Raw genomic sequence first — 17,647 nt, 5'->3', positions numbered from 1 at the left:
ATGAGGCCAAAGTATTTATTTCTCCTCGTCGCACTTTTTATTTCAAGTCAGAGTTTCGCGCAGTCTAATTTTGTGCTAAAAGGAATTGTAAAAGATGCCACGTCAGGCGAAGCACTTCCGTTTGCGACTGTATTCTTTGCCGAAACCACTTACGGCACCACTTCTAAGGATGACGGATCATATGAACTTGTCGTCAAAAATGAGGGGACATACGACCTTATTGTAAAGTTTGTAGGTTATAAAACCTATGCGGCACAAGTAACGCTAGGAGAAGCCCCCGTGGCAGAGTTTGATATTTTAATCTCGCCCGATACCAAAGACTTAGGTAGTGTAGTTGTTTCGGCAAAAAAGGATCGGAATTGGCTGAGTAATATGGTCGAATTTAGACGAGTTTTTCTAGGTGAATCGGAAAATGCACGTCAGTGTCGAATCTTAAATGAAGAAGTGGTGGATTTCATTGATGATTATAAAACCAAAACACTAGAAGCATATGCACAAGAACCGATAATTATTGAAAATCAGGCACTTGGTTATACCATCACTTACTATCTCGAAAGCTTTATCATAGACTATAGCAGTAACCTCAGTACTTATTTTGGCTATACTATTTTTAAAGAAATGAAGGCCAGAAGTAAGAGGAAACAGAGAGGTTGGGAAGAAAACAGAAGAAAGGCGTACGAAGGATCACCAGTACATTTCTTTACATCCTTATATGAAAACAAGTTAAAAGACGAGGGTTTCGTGGTTCAGAAAGCTCAAGATATAGAAGGTTTGGGAAGGGTTTTGGACCCTAAAGAGGCAGCACTGTTCGATAGTCTCCAAACCGGAAAAACAAATATATCCAAGGCCTTACCTTTCGAAAATATTCTGTATATCACCTTTCAGAAAGAATTTGAGTCTGAGCTATATCAAAAACGATCAGGAGGGAGGCTTTCGCTAGGTAAAGTTGAAAAAAATAAACCACAGCAATCATGGATTTCGATGCTGGATGATAATCGATCGATTGAATTTGAGCCTAACGGATATATTTATAATCCTACTGCATATTACTCTGCAGGCTACTGGGGTTTTGAAAAAGTAGCTGAGATGCTGCCTATAGACTACAGACCCAAAAAAGAAGACTAGTCAACAAACAGCTTTTTAAATGCTTCGAATACCTCGGTATTCTTTTTGGAGTCTGAGAAAACTTCCAAAATCTTTGGTCGATCAGATGGGCTGTAGAAATCTTTTAAATGCTCTTCTAAATCATTTCGATTGTCACAGTCAAAGTAATCAAAACCAAAATCTAAGGCCGTATGCTTAGCCGTTAGGGGTTGATCCGTTTGGAAAAGTTTTTCATAATCTTTCTGGTCCCTCGGTCCTTTGATCATTCTAAAAATTCCACCGCCAGAATTATTCAATACAATGATCCTCATGTTTTTGATGCGCTCGCTATGCCAAAACGCATTTCTATCATATAGAAATGCCATGTCACCTGTGATCAGCGTTACTAGTTCTTGCTGGGCTATTGCAGCGCCAACTGCCGTACCATTACTTCCATCAATACCACTGGTTCCCCTGTTCGCGAAAACTTTCACGTTCTTCGACATACCCAGCAGATTGGCATAACGAACAGACATGCTATTCGCTAAGTGTAGCTGGCCGTGGTTTGGTAAAACATTTACGCACAGATTAATGGCTTGAAACTCACCAAATTCACAGTTTTCCAAGAAACTTCTACGGCTCTCGGCCGCTCTAGATTCAATGGTCGACCATGCCGAATTAAATATTTTTGAAGTCCTGCTCTTCGTACGATTATTTAGTTCATGGATAAAATAATTTGGACTGGTCGAGATTACATTGGTGACATGTTGGAGCGTGTCATTCACTTGATCCGATTCATGAATATGCCAATGATGTTTAGGTGGGTTTTTCCTGAAATAAAGTTTAAGATTCTTTGAAATAAGCGATTTGCCGATCGTGATAAGTAACTCTGGAGTCAGTTTACTCAATACATCCGACTGATCAGGTAGTAAAAAAGCATCTTGATGTTGAATAACTCCCCCTAAAGTATGTTGATTACCAGTGACGTCGTTTATGACTAAGGTGTCTTTGTCCTTCGAAAACTCTTCTAAAACTTGCGTTAAAGCCCCATCAGCTTCTAATTGTCCGACTACTACAAGTCTTTTAGTTGTCTTCTCCCAAACAGATGCGAAGCTTGCCCATGTCTCTTCTGTAAGGCCAGGAGATACTTGTGGGGAATGGATAATTCTAGTGTTTGGGTTAAAAGAGATAGATTCATCTTCGCTGGGATAAAATGGCTCTCTTAAAGGAACATTGATGTGAACCGGGCCTTTGGGTGATTTTTTAGCTGAGATGATCGCTTCGTTTGTCACTCGATTAGCATACCAAACATCATCTTTATGGATTCCTTCAACGGGAAACTGAAAACTCTTTTTCACATGATTACCAAAAATCCCTGCCTGCTGGATTGTCTGTCCATCATATTGGTTCGTCCATTCTGGTGGCCTATCAGCTGAAAGAATTAATAAAGGAACTTCTTGATAATATGCTTCAGCAACTGCAGGGGCATAGTTGTATACTGCCGATCCTGAGGTGCAGACTAGTACTACAGGCTGTTTTTGTTGCTGTGCGATACCAATGGCAATAAAGGCCGCAGACCTTTCGTCGGCAACCATTTTGACTTCAATGTCAGGGTATTGGTTAAATGCTAAAGTTATCGGTGCTGATCTAGAGCCTGGCGAAATAACGGCAGTTTTAATGCCGTGTCCAGCGCAAATGGATGCGATATCGTTTATGTGGTTTAGAATCAATTCTGCTTCGCGATTACATTCAGTAATGTATTGAACTTTATTTCAGTTTCTTGGAATTCCTTCTTCGGATCTGAATCAGAAGTTACACCGGCGCCTGCATAGAGAATTGCCTCTTGGTCGCGCAATTGCATGCACCTAAGGTTCACAAAGAGATGTGTGTTTTTCGACATTTGTACAGGACCAAGAAACCCACTGAAATATTCTCTAGAGAGGTTTTCGTGGGTTTTTAAGAATGGTAGTACCTCAGCTTTTGGCATACCCGCAACTGCCGATGTAGGATGAAGCAATTCCAACATAACTGTTGCTAATTCAGGAAAATTGGTCGCTTGAGTATCTACTTGAAAGGTGGTTTTCAAGTGAAGAAGATTGCCCGCTTTTTCTGTACGCGGACCAATTTCTGTGTACTCCCTCAGCCTAATTTTTTTAAAGCAATTAATAATGTATCGACTGACCATGGCCTGCTCCTCGATTTCTTTTTGAGTCCAGGCTGTGTCTATTAATTTCTTATCAATATCAAAGGGTTGAGTTCCTGCAAGTGCTACAGTCTTAAAAGAGTGTTCTGACTTTTCAATAAGAACCTCAGGAGTTGCACCCATCCAAGTTCCCTCGTTAGGGATAGAAACAAGAGATACGAAAGCTCTTGGATACTCAGCGATAAGATCTAATAATAGATCGATAGGGTTGAAGCCTTCTTTTAAAGAAATGGTTTTAGATCTTGCCGGAACAATTTTCTCGAATAAGCCTTCATGAATTGCTTGAATGCCTTGATCGACTAGTTCCTCATAATCATTGTTAGTCAGTTCTGCTATTGAAGAAGATTTATGATATGCAGGGATTAGGCTTTCTTGGCTTAGCTGTTCTTTAAATAGGTTTTTAAAAGAATCTCGCGTTGAGTCAGTCGCCGCTTCATCATGGGTTTGATTTTCTACGACTTCATCAAAGTCGAAAGAAAGGCTAAAATCGGCAGCAATAAACTGTGCCGGTTTCTCATCTATATTAAAAGGAGCGAAAGCAAAACCTTCAGGTAGTTCCTCGAGGTCAATTTTAGCCGTAGACTGAGCTTTTGAGAAGCCAACAATAAGATTTATTTCGGTGTGGTTTGGTAGCCGCCAAATAGCAACTGGCAGTTTTAATTCGAAAGCAGTTTGTAATGCAGCGCCAAGTATTCTTTCCTTCGTAAAGGAAGAGAGACTATGAGTTAAGGTTTTAGAATTGCTACTTACGCTCATTTCTTATCTATAACAGCTAGTGTCAACCGACTTATGCAGACTAATTCATCAGCGTCATTAGTAATTTTTATCTCCCAAATTTGGGTTCGCTTACCAATGTGCACTGGAGTAGTTCTACCTAACACAAAGCCGTTTCTGGCACTTTTTATATGATTTGCATTTATTTCTAAACCAACGCAATGTTGTTCCGCATTGTTCAATGTTAAAGTACCAGCAATACTTCCAAGGGTTTCGGCTAAAACAACAGAAGCTCCACCATGAAGAAGACCCATCGGTTGATGAGTTCTTTGGTCGACGGGCATTTTGGCTTCAATGAAGTCTTTACCTATTTCGGTAACCTCAATACCAAGATGCTCAACGAGCGTATTCTTACTCATTGCATTCACCATTTCGAGCGTTACCCCAGTTTGGAACATAAGAATTGTAATTAATTTTTAGTTTTGCCGCTAGACGAGGCAAAAATAGGACAAATTGATGACCAAAAAAATATACCTAACCCGGCACGGACAGACTGATTTCAATAAACAAGGCATTGTTCAGGGAAGTGGAATTGATTCAGATTTGAACGAAACGGGTCAAGCGCAGGCAGCGGCATTTTTTCATGCCTATGAGCATGTTTCGTTCGATAAGGTTTATGTCTCGGGCCTAAAAAGGACGCACCAGTCTGTCAAAGGTTTTCTAGATAAACATCCATCCGAAGTATTACCAGATTTAAATGAGATTAGCTGGGGAAAGAAAGAAGGTGTACCCGTAGACCAAGAAGGCGAGGCTTACTATCAGGCTATGATTAATTCTTGGAAGGAAGGTCAGGTCGATGTACGAATCGAGGGCGGTGAAAGTCCTTTGGAAGTGGCAGAGCGTATGAAACGTGCGCTAAAGCATATTCTAAGTCAGCCTAACGAGGATACAATCTTGATCTGTATGCATGGGCGTGCTATGCGTGTTATGTTAAGCGTGATGCTCAATTATCCATTAAAGTGCATGGACATGTTCGAGCATTCAAATCTTTGTCTATACGAATTGGTGTTTACAGGACAAATGTTCAAGGTAGAGTCTTACAACAATACCGATCATCTTAACGGTCTAAGCGTTCAATAGCGATTTTTGCTTTTACATCTAGACTAGCTTTGTAAGGGTGCTTTTTGAGTTTAAGGACTTCTTCAAAATACATGAGCGCCTCTTCTTTATTACCACTATCTCGAAGTAGATAACCAGCCTGTAAAAATGAATTTGGACCGTAATAAGTTTCTGAAATTAAATCTGCATTCTCTATCACTGATCTATAAAGCTGGAGTGCTTCCTCGCTATTACCCGAAAGATGGTTTACGCGAGCCTTTCTGTAGGTTAGTTCTAATTGTTCATATCTAGATAATGCTGTTGCCTCGTGCGCCACGATAAGCTGTTTAGCTAAGTCATAAAACCCTCCGTCAATAGCGTATCGAATGCGTAATGCCAAAGGTCTTTGATTGGGTAAATCTTGAATTAACTTATTCGCATTTTTGTCTATTTCAGATTGTGTATTCCCGTTTGCTCGAGCTAGTTGTAAATAGGACTCATACTTGTCTAAGTCATCTGATAGACCATAAGACATCCCTATTTTGAGGTAGGCATCTTTGACATAACTATTCCCTTTAAATTCATTTAGGAATTTTTCATACAGAGAAATTGCTGTATCATATACTTGTGCTTGAAAATAAGTCTCTGCCAGTAAATAATCATGGAAGGGAAACTGGACAGGACTGTTTACAAGTAATTCTCTGGCCTTAGCGGCATCATGCGCCTTCAATTGCACGAGCGCTCCTATATACTGAACTAGCGGTAGATTGTAATCAGTCAATAAGTCGGAAAATTGTTGATCTGCCTGTTCATAATCTTCCAAAAGGTACACTTGAACCATACTGAGTATGAGTTTGGCTTCCAATGAAATATCTTCATAAGCTTCGCCAATATTCTCTAACTGATCGATTCCTTCCAAAACATTGCCTTTTAAGCCGAAAAGCTTCATCAACCATTGGTTTTTGCTAGGTACATTCCCAAAGATGATATTCAGAACACCGAGTGTTCTCTTGTTCGGTGCAAACGAAGGGAAATCTCTATTCTGTTTATTTATGGCCTTAGAGGCACTTCTCAATCCCCAAAAAGCATCCCAATCATGCCCAAACTTGAAATTTACAAAGGCCCATTGCAGTTTAATTTCGGCCTTCACGAAACCATACCACGGGTTATCTTCGGATTTGAATTGTTCAAGCTGACTTAGTCTTACCTCTTTTTGTTTTTCGAGCTGTTCATACCGTTCGTCATTTTCTAAAAGAATAGCCTTTAGTATATCGCTTAGGTTTTGGTAGTAAAGATCTAGTGGCTCTTGAATATCATTTGTGGCAAGTGGGGGAGAGTCAAATTCGAAACCAAGTAGCGCGTTTAAGCGAGGATCTTTCAACGCTTGTCCGTTAGCTGTCAAAAGAATAAAGAGCATAAAAAATGGATAGACTATCAAGCCTATCCATCTATTCTTTATGAAAAAAAAGTCTTTTTTAGCTAGCAACTTTCTTTCTTCTACTTCTTTTAGGTTTCTCTTCAGTAACAATTTCGTCAGTTACTTCAGCTAGAATTCTACCACAGTGCTCACAAACAGTAATTTTCTTACTATCTCTGATATCAGCCTGTCTTTGCGGAGGCACTACGTTGAAACACCCACCACAAGCACCACGGCTTACTGGAACTACGGCTAAACCATTTCTGGCGTTATCTCTTAGTTTGGTGTAAGAGATCAGTAGCCTTTCTTCAATGTCTTTAGATGCCTTTTCTCTCTGCGTTAAAAGCTTCTTCTCATCAGCTTCGCTTTCCTTAGTCAATACTTCTAACTCAGATTTTTTGTTGTCAAGATCCTTTTCTCTTTCAGAAAGCTCCTCTTCAGTCTTTTCGATTTCGCCTTTCTTTACTTCAATTTTGGCAAAGGCTTCTTTTATTCTCTTTTCAGAAATCTGAATTTCAAGGTTTTGCAATTCCATCTCCTTCGTAATCGCGTCATACTCACGATTGTTACGAACGTTCATTTGCTGCTCCTCGTATTTCTTGATTAGCCCTTCAGAGTTCTTTATTTGCGTCTTGTGATCAGAAATATTTTCCTCCAACTCTCCAAGTTCATTATTGAACTTTTCTACCCTCGTCTGATAACCAGCTATTTCATCTTCAAGATCTGCTACCTCATCAGGTAAAGCACCTCTTACTTTTTTAATTTCATCTAGCTGAGAATCAATTGATTGTAGGTTCTTTAAAGCCTCTAATTTCTGTGCGACTGTTTTTTCCATTGACTAAATTTTTAGAAGTATTTTACTGGATTCGTATCCACCTCTGACAAATAGGTTGCAATATTAGCAAATTTTTCTCTGATAAACCCATCTATCAGCTCTTTTGTAAAGACTTCACTTTCATAGTGCCCAATGTCCGCAATTGTGATTTTTCCCTCAGAATCGAAGAACTCATGATACTTGAAATCCGACGTCACAAAAGCATCGGCACCCATTGATTTTGCCTTGCTTAAAAGGAAACTACCAGCGCCTCCGCAAACCGCCACTTTTTGGATTGAATCAGACGCATTATCGGTATATCTAATCACCTGAAGCGCCATTTTATCTTTCAAATAGGTTAAAAACTCTTGTTGATTCATCTTCCTTGGCAAAGAACCGATCATACCAGAACCAATTTGACTGTTAGAATTTTTTAAGGAGTGAATATAATAGGCAACCTCTTCATACGGATGCGCCTTTTTCAGGGCAGACACGATTTTACCTTGAATCACACTCGGATAGATCAGCTCTAACTTATTTTCGTTAACCTTTTCATCCTCATTTATCGTACCGATCGTTGGGTTAGTACCTTCCAAAGGTTTGAACCTTCCGGTACCATTTATGGTGAAGCTACAATTATTGTACTGGCCTATATTACCAGCGCCAGCGGCATGTAAAGCATCGAGTACTTCCTCAGTGTTTTCACTTGGAACCATAACTTCCAACTTTTCTAGCGTATCTCTCTTCGGAGAAAGAATTCTTGTGTTTGTCAGACCAATTTTCGCTGCTATCTGAGCATTCACACCATTATCTACATTGTCAAGATTTGTATGTATCGCATAAATAGCGATGTCATTTTTTATCGCCTTAATGATGGTCCGCTCCACATAGTTCTTACCATTCAGTTGCTTTAAGCCCTTAAACACAATAGGGTGGTGGGCAACAATCATATTGCAGTTTTTACGAATCGCCCCCTCTACGACTGATTCTATACAGTCTAGCGTGATTAAAACTCCAGTAAGTTCTGTGCCTGGTGAGCCAGTAATCAAACCAGCATTATCATAGTTTTCCTGATAACCCCTAGGTGCTATGTTTTCTAGTAAGGAAATGACGTCCTTTATTTTTGCCATATTTGACGATATTTGCAGCTTTTAAAAGAATAAAGATAGTTAGCCCAATTTAATGAAGTTCATTAGAATGATATTCTTTCCATTTTCAGTGCTCTACGCATGGATAATGAACTACAGGAATCGTCAATTTGATAACGGGCAAAGAAGTCAGACTAAGTTCGATCGAACAGTCATTTCTGTTGGCAACCTTTCGACAGGTGGAACAGGTAAAACCCCGACAATCGAGTTCTTGATAAGACTTTTAAAAGACGAATTTAGGCTGGCTACCATAAGTAGAGGTTATGGCAGGAAGACTTCCGGTTTTAGACAGGCAAATTCAGAAGATACTGCTGAGACTATTGGTGATGAACCCTACCAGTTTTTCAAAAAGTTTGAAAATGACATCACTGTTTCTGTGTGTGAAGAAAGGGTTTTGGCGATTCCCTCTCTTTTATTGGATGATGATTCCTTGGAAGTCTTTTTACTTGACGATGCTTATCAGCACAGACAAGTGGCGAGAGATTTTAACATTATGCTTTCGGATTTCAATCATCCATTTTACGAAGATTTTGTCCTCCCGGCAGGAAACCTTCGGGAATCTAGAAAAGGGGCGCAGCGAGCCGATGCGATCATCATCACCAAGTGCCCAAAAGATTTGAGCGAAAGTGTTAAACAGAGTATAATAGATCGGGTAAGGGTGTACAATGCAGCAGCCCCACTTTATTTTTCACATATCAACTATTTGCCGATTACATCAGTGATCGGGGATCGAAAGCCAAACTATGCAATCGCGCTTTTAACGGGCATTGCTAAACCGAAGCTCATCTTAGATTTTCTATCGGAAGATTTTAACGTAAAGTCACATTTGGAATATGCCGATCATTATCGTTTTCGGGAAAGAGACATAGTGAATATTGGCAAAAAGTTAAATGATCTTAATCTTAGGACATTAGTGACGACGGAGAAGGATATGGTACGACTTTTGCCGTTCAAGGACCATTCTATTTTTAAAAATATTGACCTTTTTTACCTGCCGATCGCTTTCGAAATAGATCGGCCAAAAGAATTTAAAGAACAGTTGTTTCAGGTGGTAGAAAAGGTAAACTAGATTTGTAATTTTGAGCGTGCGTAACTTTTTCTTGATTTTCATTCTTCTTTCTGGGCTTACCCAAGTGACTTTAGCACAAAGCGGTCTGAGAAATTCAGAAAGTGACTCTTTGTTAGCGGCTAGAAGTAGGGCTAGGGAAGAAGCGCAGGTGAAAAAAGGGAGTTATAGTGCCAAAACAACCCGTTTTACATACGAAGAAAATTTTAAGTTCAACAACATAGTATTTACTAACCCTGACACTATCCCTGATGACTTGCATCATTTTACGGATTTGTCAAAGGGAGGCCACCTCATACAGAACCTAGGGAATATGGGTACAGCGCATAGATCGCTGTTTTTTGAACCTTCTAAGAATATCGGAAGAACATCGGGTTATAATGTTTATAACCAATTTTATACATCCCCCGAGCAAATCAAATACTACGATACACGGTCTCCTTTTACCGATGTTTCCGCTGCTTTTGGTGGAGGAGGTAGGGCAAGAACCAATGTCACATTTGCCCTGAATGATACCGTACATTTCAATATCGGGTTTAACTTTAATAGCATTCGATCGGATAAACAGCTCGCTTTTCTGACAAGGGGAGACAATCAAGTAAAGAGTAATGATTACAATATTTTCGGGTTTTTGCGTCCTAAAAAATTACCCAAGTACTTATTACTCTTCAACCTGACCCAGTTTAATCACGAGGTAGATGAGCAGGGAGGTATCATTGACCCTAATCTGGAAAATAACCCGGATACGACTTTCTTCGGATATCAGGACGCTAACGTCATATTAGAAGATGCGATGAGCTCCGATCGGAGAGGTGGATTCCATATTTATCAGCAATACGACCTAGATTCTATCTTTCAGGTCTATCATTCACTAGATTTTCAAGAGCAGATCACGCGGTATTATGATATTTATGATCGAACTGATTCAGATTCATTGATTTATAATGAAGTTGATGGTCAAACCACCGATACGATCGCCCAGCGTAATACTTTTAGAGAATTTGTAAATGAATTTGGCTTAAAGGGAAGAACGAAAAAGTTCTCTTACACTGCGTTTTATAGAAATAGATTGCTCTCTTTTGACGAATTTCTGGCGGATACGAAACGAACTGAAACGGAGCATTACATAGGGGGAACACTCCGCCAGCAAATCACTCCAAAAATATTTTTAACTGCTTCTGGAGAATTCTTATTTGGTGGAGGGTATTTTGCTGAAGGGAAGTTTACAAGTGATATTTTTGATGCTACCTACAGTAGAATCAGTAACCGCCCATCGTTTTTGGTAAGCCAGTTTAATGGGCAACAAAGACAATGGAACAATAGCTTTGACAATCAGATATCTGATAATATAAGGGGAGAAATCAAACTTGATTTTGGAAAGTTTAGGTTTAGGCCTTCTTTACGATTCAACAGAATTGCAAACTATACCTATTTCAACGAAGACCGTGTCGCTGCCCAGAATTCAAATGATTTAGTACTATTATCCCCTGGTTTTGAGTTGGACTGGCAGATATCAAAAAAATGGCTTTGGAAGAATACTTTTTATTACAACACAGTATCTGGCGATGCTGCCAATACTTTTAGAATTCCTGAGTTTATTTCCCAATCCCAATTGGCGTATAGAAACATGCTTTTCGGAGGTAAGATGATGTTTCATGGTGGAGTAGATCTCCACATGAGAAGTAGTTATTTTGGATTGGGATACGATCCAACGATTCAGCAGTTTCACCTTCAAAACGACTTTGAAAACGACGGATTCGCTAAGCTGGATATCTTTTTGAACTTTAAAGTTCAGACCGTAATGATTTTTGCCCGATCAAACCACCTAAACCAGAGTTTGGGATTGTTCGGCTATCAGGGTTATTTCATAACGCCTTTTTTTACCGGCAATCGCCAAACTCTGGATATTGGTGTGAGGTGGTCTTTCTTTGATTAATTTGAGCTAAACAACGCAAAGTTGGCACCGAAATTCAATACGTGTTTGAATTGAATTTTACGCTCGAAGTTCCCATTGTCCTGTGCAATTAATATATCATCGTCGTAAATAAGCTGCGTACCGAAGGTGGCGTTGAACCACTTATTCACTTTCATGACAAGTAAAGTCTCCCAGTTGGTATCTACATTACCGAAAGTGTCATAAGCTGTAAAGAAGTTTAGTGTACTCTTGAAAGATATGTTTTCCATAATCGGAAGGTCTAATACAGCCAAGAAGTTAGTACCAAACTCTGCTCTGATTTTATCGCCCGGATCAACTCCATATGCTCCAGCGTCTGAAAGTTCGTCATCTAATACGAAGGTGAATTTACCCGCTGCAGGAGCAAATGAGATGTTTAAGTGCTCACCGACTTTTTTGTCAATACCTAAGTTGAGTGAAAGATAACCAGGTGCCATGAACGTCGATATTTTAGTCGCAATTTCTTCTCCGATATTGATTGGGTCGGCAGCAAAAGTATTACCATCTAAAAGCTGAGTTCTAAGGATTCCAGTCAAACTCCAAGACAAGTCTGATTTTATCTGTTGACTGTATTGTGAAAGCAAGATAATTGCATCATCGGTTTTTCTAAAATCTTGTTCGCCGACTTTAGCACCACCAAGTGCAAAGTCGAATTGATTTTTCCACGATGAACCACCTTTAATTCTTTCGATAGAAGTGTTAAAGACCGTTCCGATCGCTAGTGAGCTCTCACCTCCACCGGCCCAATTGGATAGACCTACGTTGGCGAAGTTTACACCCCACGTACCAGATTTTTTAATTGTGACAGAATCAGCATCTTGCGCTTGAAGAGCAAAAGCACTGAAAATTAAGAGTAGTGTTAGTAGTTGTTTTTTCATAATGATATTGAACCTTTCAAAAAAATGATCAATTGATTTTCTAATAATGAACTTCAAAGGTATTGTTCTCTTTGGGAAATATTATTTAAATGCTCAAATTTCTTGCTCTTGTCTATACTAAGTTATGAAAACCAATTTTGATAATAATGTGCTCGGATTACAGCTTCCAACTGATCCTAGGTGGGTAGATGTAGCCAACATGAACATTGAGGATATCCTTGTAGATCATGCTTATTGTGAACAAAAAGCGGCTACTTCTTGCATTTCATTGATTGTACAATTTCCTGAAAAAGAGGAGCTAGTGAGTATGATGACTGAGGTAGTGGCAGAGGAATGGAGTCATTTTGAGCGAGTTGTAACCCACTTAAGAAAGCGTGGTTTTTCGTTAGGAAAAATGAGGAAAGACGAATATGTATTGGCTATACAAGGGATCCTGAAAAAGGGTGGGAGTAGAGAGGCGCAGCTAGTAGAAAAACTATTGCTTAACGCTCTAATAGAAGCTAGGAGCTGCGAACGTTTTAAGATTCTGCACAAAGGAGTCAAAGATGAGGAACTTCAAAAGTTCTACTATGAGCTAATGGTCTCAGAAGCAGGCCACTACAAGAACTTTATTAGTCTGGCCAAGACATATATGCCTGAAGAATATGTTCAAAACCGCTGGAAAGAGTTCTTACATGAAGAAGCCAAGATCATCCAATCTTTAGATGTTCGAGGTGATAGAATGCACTAGTAATTGGTTCAATCTCTTTGATCGTTGTATGTGAAAGCTCGATTGAAATTCCCTTTAAGTGTTTTTTGACCAAATTGTAAATCAAATGTGATGTTCAGGTTCGTACCAGAACCAGAGAGGGTGATTGTGCCGCTTGTCGCAGAAACATCTAAATCTTCAGAGTCTTCAACCAGACGATTCCCGTCCTGATCTACCAACCAATCTGCCGAAAAGGTCGATTGACCTGTAATAGGGGTGCTCGATATTGTGTATTCACCAAGAATTAATTCCTCAGCATCACTCGACGATAAGTCGAAACCAATTAAATGACCAATTCCGTTCTCGTCGGCTTGGAAACCATCATCAATTCTCTCTAAAGTAGCATCTGTTAGAACGATTTGGACATCATAACCTGTGTTTAAGGCACCAAAATCTGAATATAACCCAGTACTAAGGTCGTATAATGTCCCGTCCCAAACCAATTGGTTTGTGGCAGGCTCCGGATCGGGCTCTGGAACGTTTTCTGAATTATCACTAGGGCAGGACATAAGTAAAAGAGATATGAGAACAAATGAACAAGCTTGGTAGGCAGTAGAAGTGGATTTTAGATTCATGGTGTCACTTTAATTGAGTATGTGTTTTTTATCAGTTTTATAGGTCTCATTATCAATTGAAAAAGCTTCTTCATGCTTGACAACTGGAAAGAGTCAATTTGTTGTCGAATAGGAAGAAGTATTTTATGTATCACTTTATTGAGTAGGTGTCACCGCAGGTTATACATAAAAGTTGACTTACCAATAAAGAATTCAATCTATAGTAGTATTAGAAAGCCTTATGGCTTTACTCCGTCTTACGTTTTTTCTTCTTTGCTGCTGGAAAGAGAATGTTGTTCAAAATTAACCTATAGCCTGGCGAGTTGGGAAAGAGGTTCAAATCAGTTGGTTCTTCACCCACTCTATGTTGGTAATCTTCCGGATCGTGACCTCCATAAAAGGTCCAAAACCCCTTACCAAAAACTCCGTGTATGTACTTGGCCTCATTAGCCGAAAGCGTTTCACCCATTACAACCACATCTGGCTTAACCACGCGCTTTTTAAAGGAGGTTGTTTGACCATAAAATCCTTTGACCAAATTGATATGGTTTTGCGTTAACATGGTCGGGATTGGATCCCATTTCGCTGAAAACTGAAACAGTTTAAAGTAGTCGTTGCCTTCGTTTAGTGCCCTTTGCCTTCTAGATTCAGTATTGTCGATATCAGAGAATTCGTATTCCATCGGGTCTTTTCTTAGCCTGAAGTTTTCGAAAGCCAGTGTTTTTGAAAAATCGAATTTACTCTCGGCAGAAGGGTCAGCAGGATCACCATCAAACATGCCTTCTATAAAATCAGCGCCATCGGCAGCCAGCGCAATATCAAAACTATCTGTAGCGGAACACATGGCAAATAGAAAACCGCCACCCGCCACGAAAGTCTGAATCTTCTTGGCAATGGCTAATTTCAGTTGAGATACTTTCTTGAAACCATGTTTGCTCGCCATGGCTTCGTAATCTTTTTGTTGCTTTATATACCAACTATAGTTTCTAAAAGTCGCATAAAACTTTCCGTATTGGCCTGTAAAATCTTCGTGATGAAGATGGAGCCAGTCGTAGGTAGATAGTTCATCGGCAATGAGCTCATCATCGTAGACTACATCATAAGGGATTTCGGCATAGGTCAAAGCGAGCGTTACGGCGTCATCCCAAGGCATCTTACTTTTTGGCGAGTAAACAGCTATTTTCGGTACCTTCTCTAACCGCATCATGTCCATGTTAGTCGACGGCGATGAAAGCTCTTTTGAGAAGCGTGCAGCGTCTGCATCAGAGATCATTTCGTAGGATACTCCACGTATGATTAATTCATTTTCAATACCCGTTCTGCCAGGTAATAAAAAACTTCCACCTCTATAATTTAACATCCAGTCAATTGGTTCGTCTTGATTTAAAACCCAGTAAGCTACACCGTATGCTTTCAAGTGATTGGATTGATTCTCATCCATAGGGACGAGAATTTTATTTGCGTAACCTTGCAGCCCGATAGTGGTTAAAACAAGAAGTACGAGAATTCTTTTCATGACGAACAGGGTTTTGAACCGTTTAAGTGTGGAATCGTTTAATTTACATATTTGTTATTAAAGTCTGACCAACGGTCTGATACATTTGTAACAAGCAAAAACTAACTTTGATCAATGAATTTAGGACAGAATATTAGCGAAGGTATAAATTCAATAAAAGGTAACGTCTTAAGAACGGTGCTTACCGGGCTAATTATTGCCATTGGTATTACATCACTTGTTGGTATGCTGACAGCTGTTGATGGAATTAAGAGCGAAATAGACTCCAGTTTATCAAACCTTGGAGCCAATAGTTTCGACGTAAACTCGAAGTTCGTACGTGGTAACAGAAATGGACGTAAGGCGAGAGCCTATGAGCCGATCCGTTTCGATGAAGCGATGCGCTTTAAAGAGGATTTCGACTACCCATCAACCACTACTGTTTATACAAGGGCAAGTGGTTCGGCTGAGATCAAATACGAGAAAAAGAAAACTAACCCGAATATCTCCATCACTGGTGGCGATGAGAACTACTTTACTATTAAAGGTATTGATATTGAAAAAGGCCGAAACTTCTCTTCCTTAGAGATTCAGTACGGTAACTATGTCTGTATACTTGGTACAGAAGTCGTGAAGTCATTATTTGAAAAGAACGAAGATCCAATTAATAAAACAGTGAAATTTTACGGTAACAATTACCGAATCATTGGTGTGTTGGAGGAAAAAGGTGGTTTTGGCGGTGACACCGAAGAAGATAGAAATATTATCATTCCACTGCTGAATGCTAAGCGTTTAGATAGGAGAGGTAGCATGAGGTTTAATATTACAACCATGATTGCTAACCCTGAAAACATTGATTACGCCATGGGTGAAGCTACTGGGTTCATGCGCAAGGTAAGAGGCGATGAGATCGGCCAAGAAGACTCTTTCGAATTGGAAAGAAGTGATTCTGTGACTGAGGCGCTGGATGATATTACGAATGGTATGCGATGGGCTGGTTTTGGAATTGGGGCTGTTACACTTCTTGGTGCGGCAATTGGCCTGATGAACATTATGATGGTTACGGTGACTGAAAGAACTAGAGAGATAGGCGTCCGTAAAGCTTTAGGGGCTACTCCTAAAAGAATTCTACAGCAATTTTTGATAGAAGCCATCGTGATCTGCCAAATGGGAGGTATAGTTGGAGCGATTTTGGGAATTATAGTCGGGAATGTTATCGCCAATTTCCTTGGGGGAGCATTCGTTATCCCATGGGTTTGGATTACTGTCGGATTGGTAATCTGTATCATCGTGGGGATTGTATCTGGTTATATTCCAGCGAAAAGAGCAGCAAGCCTCGACCCAATTGAGTCGTTAAGATTTGAATAAGCGGTTTATACTGCTGATCAAAAAGTCTCTACTTGTAGAGACTTTTTTTATCTTGGGGGACATATAACGCTTTAGTGATGAAATTCAACGACCCCGTACACAAAAAAGTAATAGGTATAATTTTTATCGTATTCAGTGCCTTCTGGCTTTTGATGTTCGCCTTTTACGATCAATTCATGGACTTTATTCTCAATATGGCCATGAAAGAGGACGATTTCGATCCAGATATCTTGTGGGTATTTGATATCATCAGCTCAATTCTGTGGGGTGTAGTGCTACTATTTTTCGTTCCTCGACTGATTATTGGAGTAGGGCTACTGACTCAAAAAAAATGGGCTAATATACCAGGCTTAATTTATGGGGTGATAAGCTTATTGAATTTTCCGTTCGGAACACTTCTAGGTATCTACTGTATTTTGATTTTTACAGCGAAAAAACCTGAAGAATTAGATTATTGAGCAGGAACATGTATGACCTTCTTGGTCTCAAAAAATTCCTCTTCGAAATAGTCACTTAATTTATAAGTGGCTATTTTCTTTAAACGAGACTCGCTTAATTCTTCCATCAAATCTCCACCTTTTAAGTAGAGAATGCCATTTTTCACCTTGTGCTTTGATCTTTGGTTGAAATTCTTTCTCACCCAAGGATAAAATCTGCCTAGTCGAGTAACCGCACGACTAATCACGAAGTCATAGGATTCTTTGACCTTTTCGGCTCTACAATGTTCAGCTTTTACATTTTCTAGGCCTAATGCTTCTGCAATGGCATTTACAACTTTGATTTTCTTACCGATCGAATCAATTAGATGGAATTCGCAATCAGGAAAGAGAATCGCTAAAGGAATACCTGGAAAACCTCCGCCTGTGCCAACGTCTAATAGCGTCGTACCTTTTTTAAAGGAGGTAACTTTGGCAATAGCCAAAGAGTGGAGGATGTGGCGTTCATCTATATTTTCAATGTCTTTTCTTGACACTACATTGATTTGATTATTCCAATGTGCGTAAAGTTCCGGCAATCTTGAAAACTGCTCTAACTGTTTTGGGCTTAATTCAGGGAAATACTTTTGGATAAGCGCCATATCGGTTATGATCTAAAAAATGATTTATC

The 17,647-nt window shown here is 39.6% G+C and carries 17 protein-coding genes; 7 read left to right on the top strand and 10 right to left on the bottom strand.

What is annotated here, in order from left to right; translation table 11 throughout:
- Positions 1-1,125: a carboxypeptidase-like regulatory domain-containing protein gene (locus BFP71_RS16755; RefSeq protein WP_069836572.1), complete on the top strand. Its 1,125-nt coding sequence runs from the start codon at positions 1-3 to the stop codon at positions 1,123-1,125.
- Here BFP71_RS16755 and menD read toward each other — a convergent pair.
- Genes menD through BFP71_RS16740 form a run of 3 tightly spaced genes read right to left on the bottom strand, consistent with a single transcriptional unit; the run spans position 1,122 to position 4,458 of the window.
- Entirely contained in the window at positions 1,122-2,813 is a 1,692-nt protein-coding gene (gene menD, locus BFP71_RS16750; protein WP_069836571.1) for a 2-succinyl-5-enolpyruvyl-6-hydroxy-3-cyclohexene-1-carboxylic-acid synthase, read from the bottom strand. The two genes, BFP71_RS16755 and menD, sit on opposite strands and share 4 nt — an antisense overlap.
- The gene (locus BFP71_RS16745; protein ID WP_069836570.1) at positions 2,810-4,042 is read right to left on the bottom strand and encodes a chorismate-binding protein; all 1,233 of its coding nucleotides are present in this window, start codon (positions 4,040-4,042) and stop codon (positions 2,810-2,812) included. Before BFP71_RS16745 ends, menD begins: the two co-directional genes overlap by 4 nt.
- Complete coding sequence (locus BFP71_RS16740; protein WP_069836569.1) at positions 4,039-4,458, bottom strand: hotdog fold thioesterase; 420 nt, start codon at positions 4,456-4,458, stop codon at positions 4,039-4,041. Before BFP71_RS16740 ends, BFP71_RS16745 begins: the two co-directional genes overlap by 4 nt.
- Positions 4,459-4,516: 58 nt before the next feature.
- Here BFP71_RS16740 and BFP71_RS16735 point away from each other — a divergent pair, with 58 nt between their 5' ends.
- Positions 4,517-5,140: a histidine phosphatase family protein gene (locus BFP71_RS16735; protein WP_394331365.1), complete on the top strand. Its 624-nt coding sequence runs from the start codon at positions 4,517-4,519 to the stop codon at positions 5,138-5,140.
- Here the strand turns inward: BFP71_RS16735 and BFP71_RS16730 are convergent.
- From BFP71_RS16730 to BFP71_RS16720, 3 genes are read right to left on the bottom strand one after another with little or no spacing between them, the layout of a single operon-like run.
- Positions 5,118-6,626 (bottom strand): tetratricopeptide repeat protein, encoded by a 1,509-nt coding sequence (locus tag BFP71_RS16730; protein ID WP_069836567.1) that lies wholly within the window; start codon positions 6,624-6,626, stop codon positions 5,118-5,120. The genes BFP71_RS16735 and BFP71_RS16730 overlap by 23 nt on opposite strands.
- The gene (locus BFP71_RS16725) at positions 6,574-7,350 is read right to left on the bottom strand and encodes a zinc ribbon domain-containing protein (RefSeq protein WP_069836566.1); all 777 of its coding nucleotides are present in this window, start codon (positions 7,348-7,350) and stop codon (positions 6,574-6,576) included. The genes BFP71_RS16730 and BFP71_RS16725 overlap by 53 nt, the downstream gene beginning before the upstream one ends.
- An 11-nt stretch (positions 7,351-7,361) precedes the next feature.
- A complete protein-coding gene (locus tag BFP71_RS16720; RefSeq protein WP_069836565.1) occupies positions 7,362-8,459 on the bottom strand; it encodes a Nif3-like dinuclear metal center hexameric protein in 1,098 nt (365 codons plus the stop codon).
- Between the two features lie 52 nt (positions 8,460-8,511).
- Between BFP71_RS16720 and lpxK the strand changes: the two genes are divergently transcribed.
- The gene (gene lpxK, locus BFP71_RS16715) at positions 8,512-9,546 is read left to right on the top strand and encodes a tetraacyldisaccharide 4'-kinase (RefSeq protein WP_069836564.1); all 1,035 of its coding nucleotides are present in this window, start codon (positions 8,512-8,514) and stop codon (positions 9,544-9,546) included.
- 16 nt (positions 9,547-9,562) lie between these two features.
- Positions 9,563-11,479 (top strand): putative porin, encoded by a 1,917-nt coding sequence (locus tag BFP71_RS16710; protein ID WP_069836563.1) that lies wholly within the window; start codon positions 9,563-9,565, stop codon positions 11,477-11,479.
- On the opposite strand, the gene BFP71_RS16705 is transcribed toward BFP71_RS16710, so the two are convergent.
- Entirely contained in the window at positions 11,476-12,375 is a 900-nt protein-coding gene (locus BFP71_RS16705) for a DUF3078 domain-containing protein (protein ID WP_141719790.1), read from the bottom strand. The genes BFP71_RS16710 and BFP71_RS16705 overlap by 4 nt on opposite strands.
- A gap of 124 nt (positions 12,376-12,499) precedes the next feature.
- Here BFP71_RS16705 and miaE point away from each other — a divergent pair, with 124 nt between their 5' ends.
- Positions 12,500-13,105: a tRNA-(ms[2]io[6]A)-hydroxylase gene (miaE, locus tag BFP71_RS16700; protein ID WP_176723376.1), complete on the top strand. Its 606-nt coding sequence runs from the start codon at positions 12,500-12,502 to the stop codon at positions 13,103-13,105.
- An 8-nt stretch (positions 13,106-13,113) separates the two neighbouring features.
- On the opposite strand, the gene BFP71_RS16695 is transcribed toward miaE, so the two are convergent.
- The gene (locus BFP71_RS16695; RefSeq protein WP_141719789.1) at positions 13,114-13,698 is read right to left on the bottom strand and encodes a hypothetical protein; all 585 of its coding nucleotides are present in this window, start codon (positions 13,696-13,698) and stop codon (positions 13,114-13,116) included.
- A gap of 226 nt (positions 13,699-13,924) precedes the next feature.
- On the bottom strand, positions 13,925-15,193 hold the full coding sequence (locus BFP71_RS16690; RefSeq protein WP_069836560.1) for an asparagine synthetase B: 1,269 nt from the start codon (positions 15,191-15,193) through the stop codon (positions 13,925-13,927).
- Between the two features lie 114 nt (positions 15,194-15,307).
- Here BFP71_RS16690 and BFP71_RS16685 point away from each other — a divergent pair, with 114 nt between their 5' ends.
- Both BFP71_RS16685 and BFP71_RS16680 read left to right on the top strand, forming a co-directional pair.
- Positions 15,308-16,540 (top strand): ABC transporter permease, encoded by a 1,233-nt coding sequence (locus tag BFP71_RS16685; RefSeq protein ID WP_069836559.1) that lies wholly within the window; start codon positions 15,308-15,310, stop codon positions 16,538-16,540.
- A 77-nt stretch (positions 16,541-16,617) separates the two neighbouring features.
- Positions 16,618-16,998 (top strand): hypothetical protein, encoded by a 381-nt coding sequence (locus tag BFP71_RS16680; protein WP_069836558.1) that lies wholly within the window; start codon positions 16,618-16,620, stop codon positions 16,996-16,998.
- Here BFP71_RS16680 and rsmG read toward each other — a convergent pair.
- Positions 16,992-17,618: a 16S rRNA (guanine(527)-N(7))-methyltransferase RsmG gene (gene rsmG / locus BFP71_RS16675; protein ID WP_069836557.1), complete on the bottom strand. Its 627-nt coding sequence runs from the start codon at positions 17,616-17,618 to the stop codon at positions 16,992-16,994. The genes BFP71_RS16680 and rsmG overlap by 7 nt on opposite strands.
- Between the last annotated feature and the right edge of the window lie 29 nt (positions 17,619-17,647).

The organism is Roseivirga misakiensis, from assembly GCF_001747105.1.
GTDB classification, from domain to species: Bacteria; Bacteroidota; Bacteroidia; order Cytophagales; family Cyclobacteriaceae; genus Roseivirga; species Roseivirga misakiensis.
This window is presented reverse-complemented; position numbering and strand designations above follow the sequence as displayed.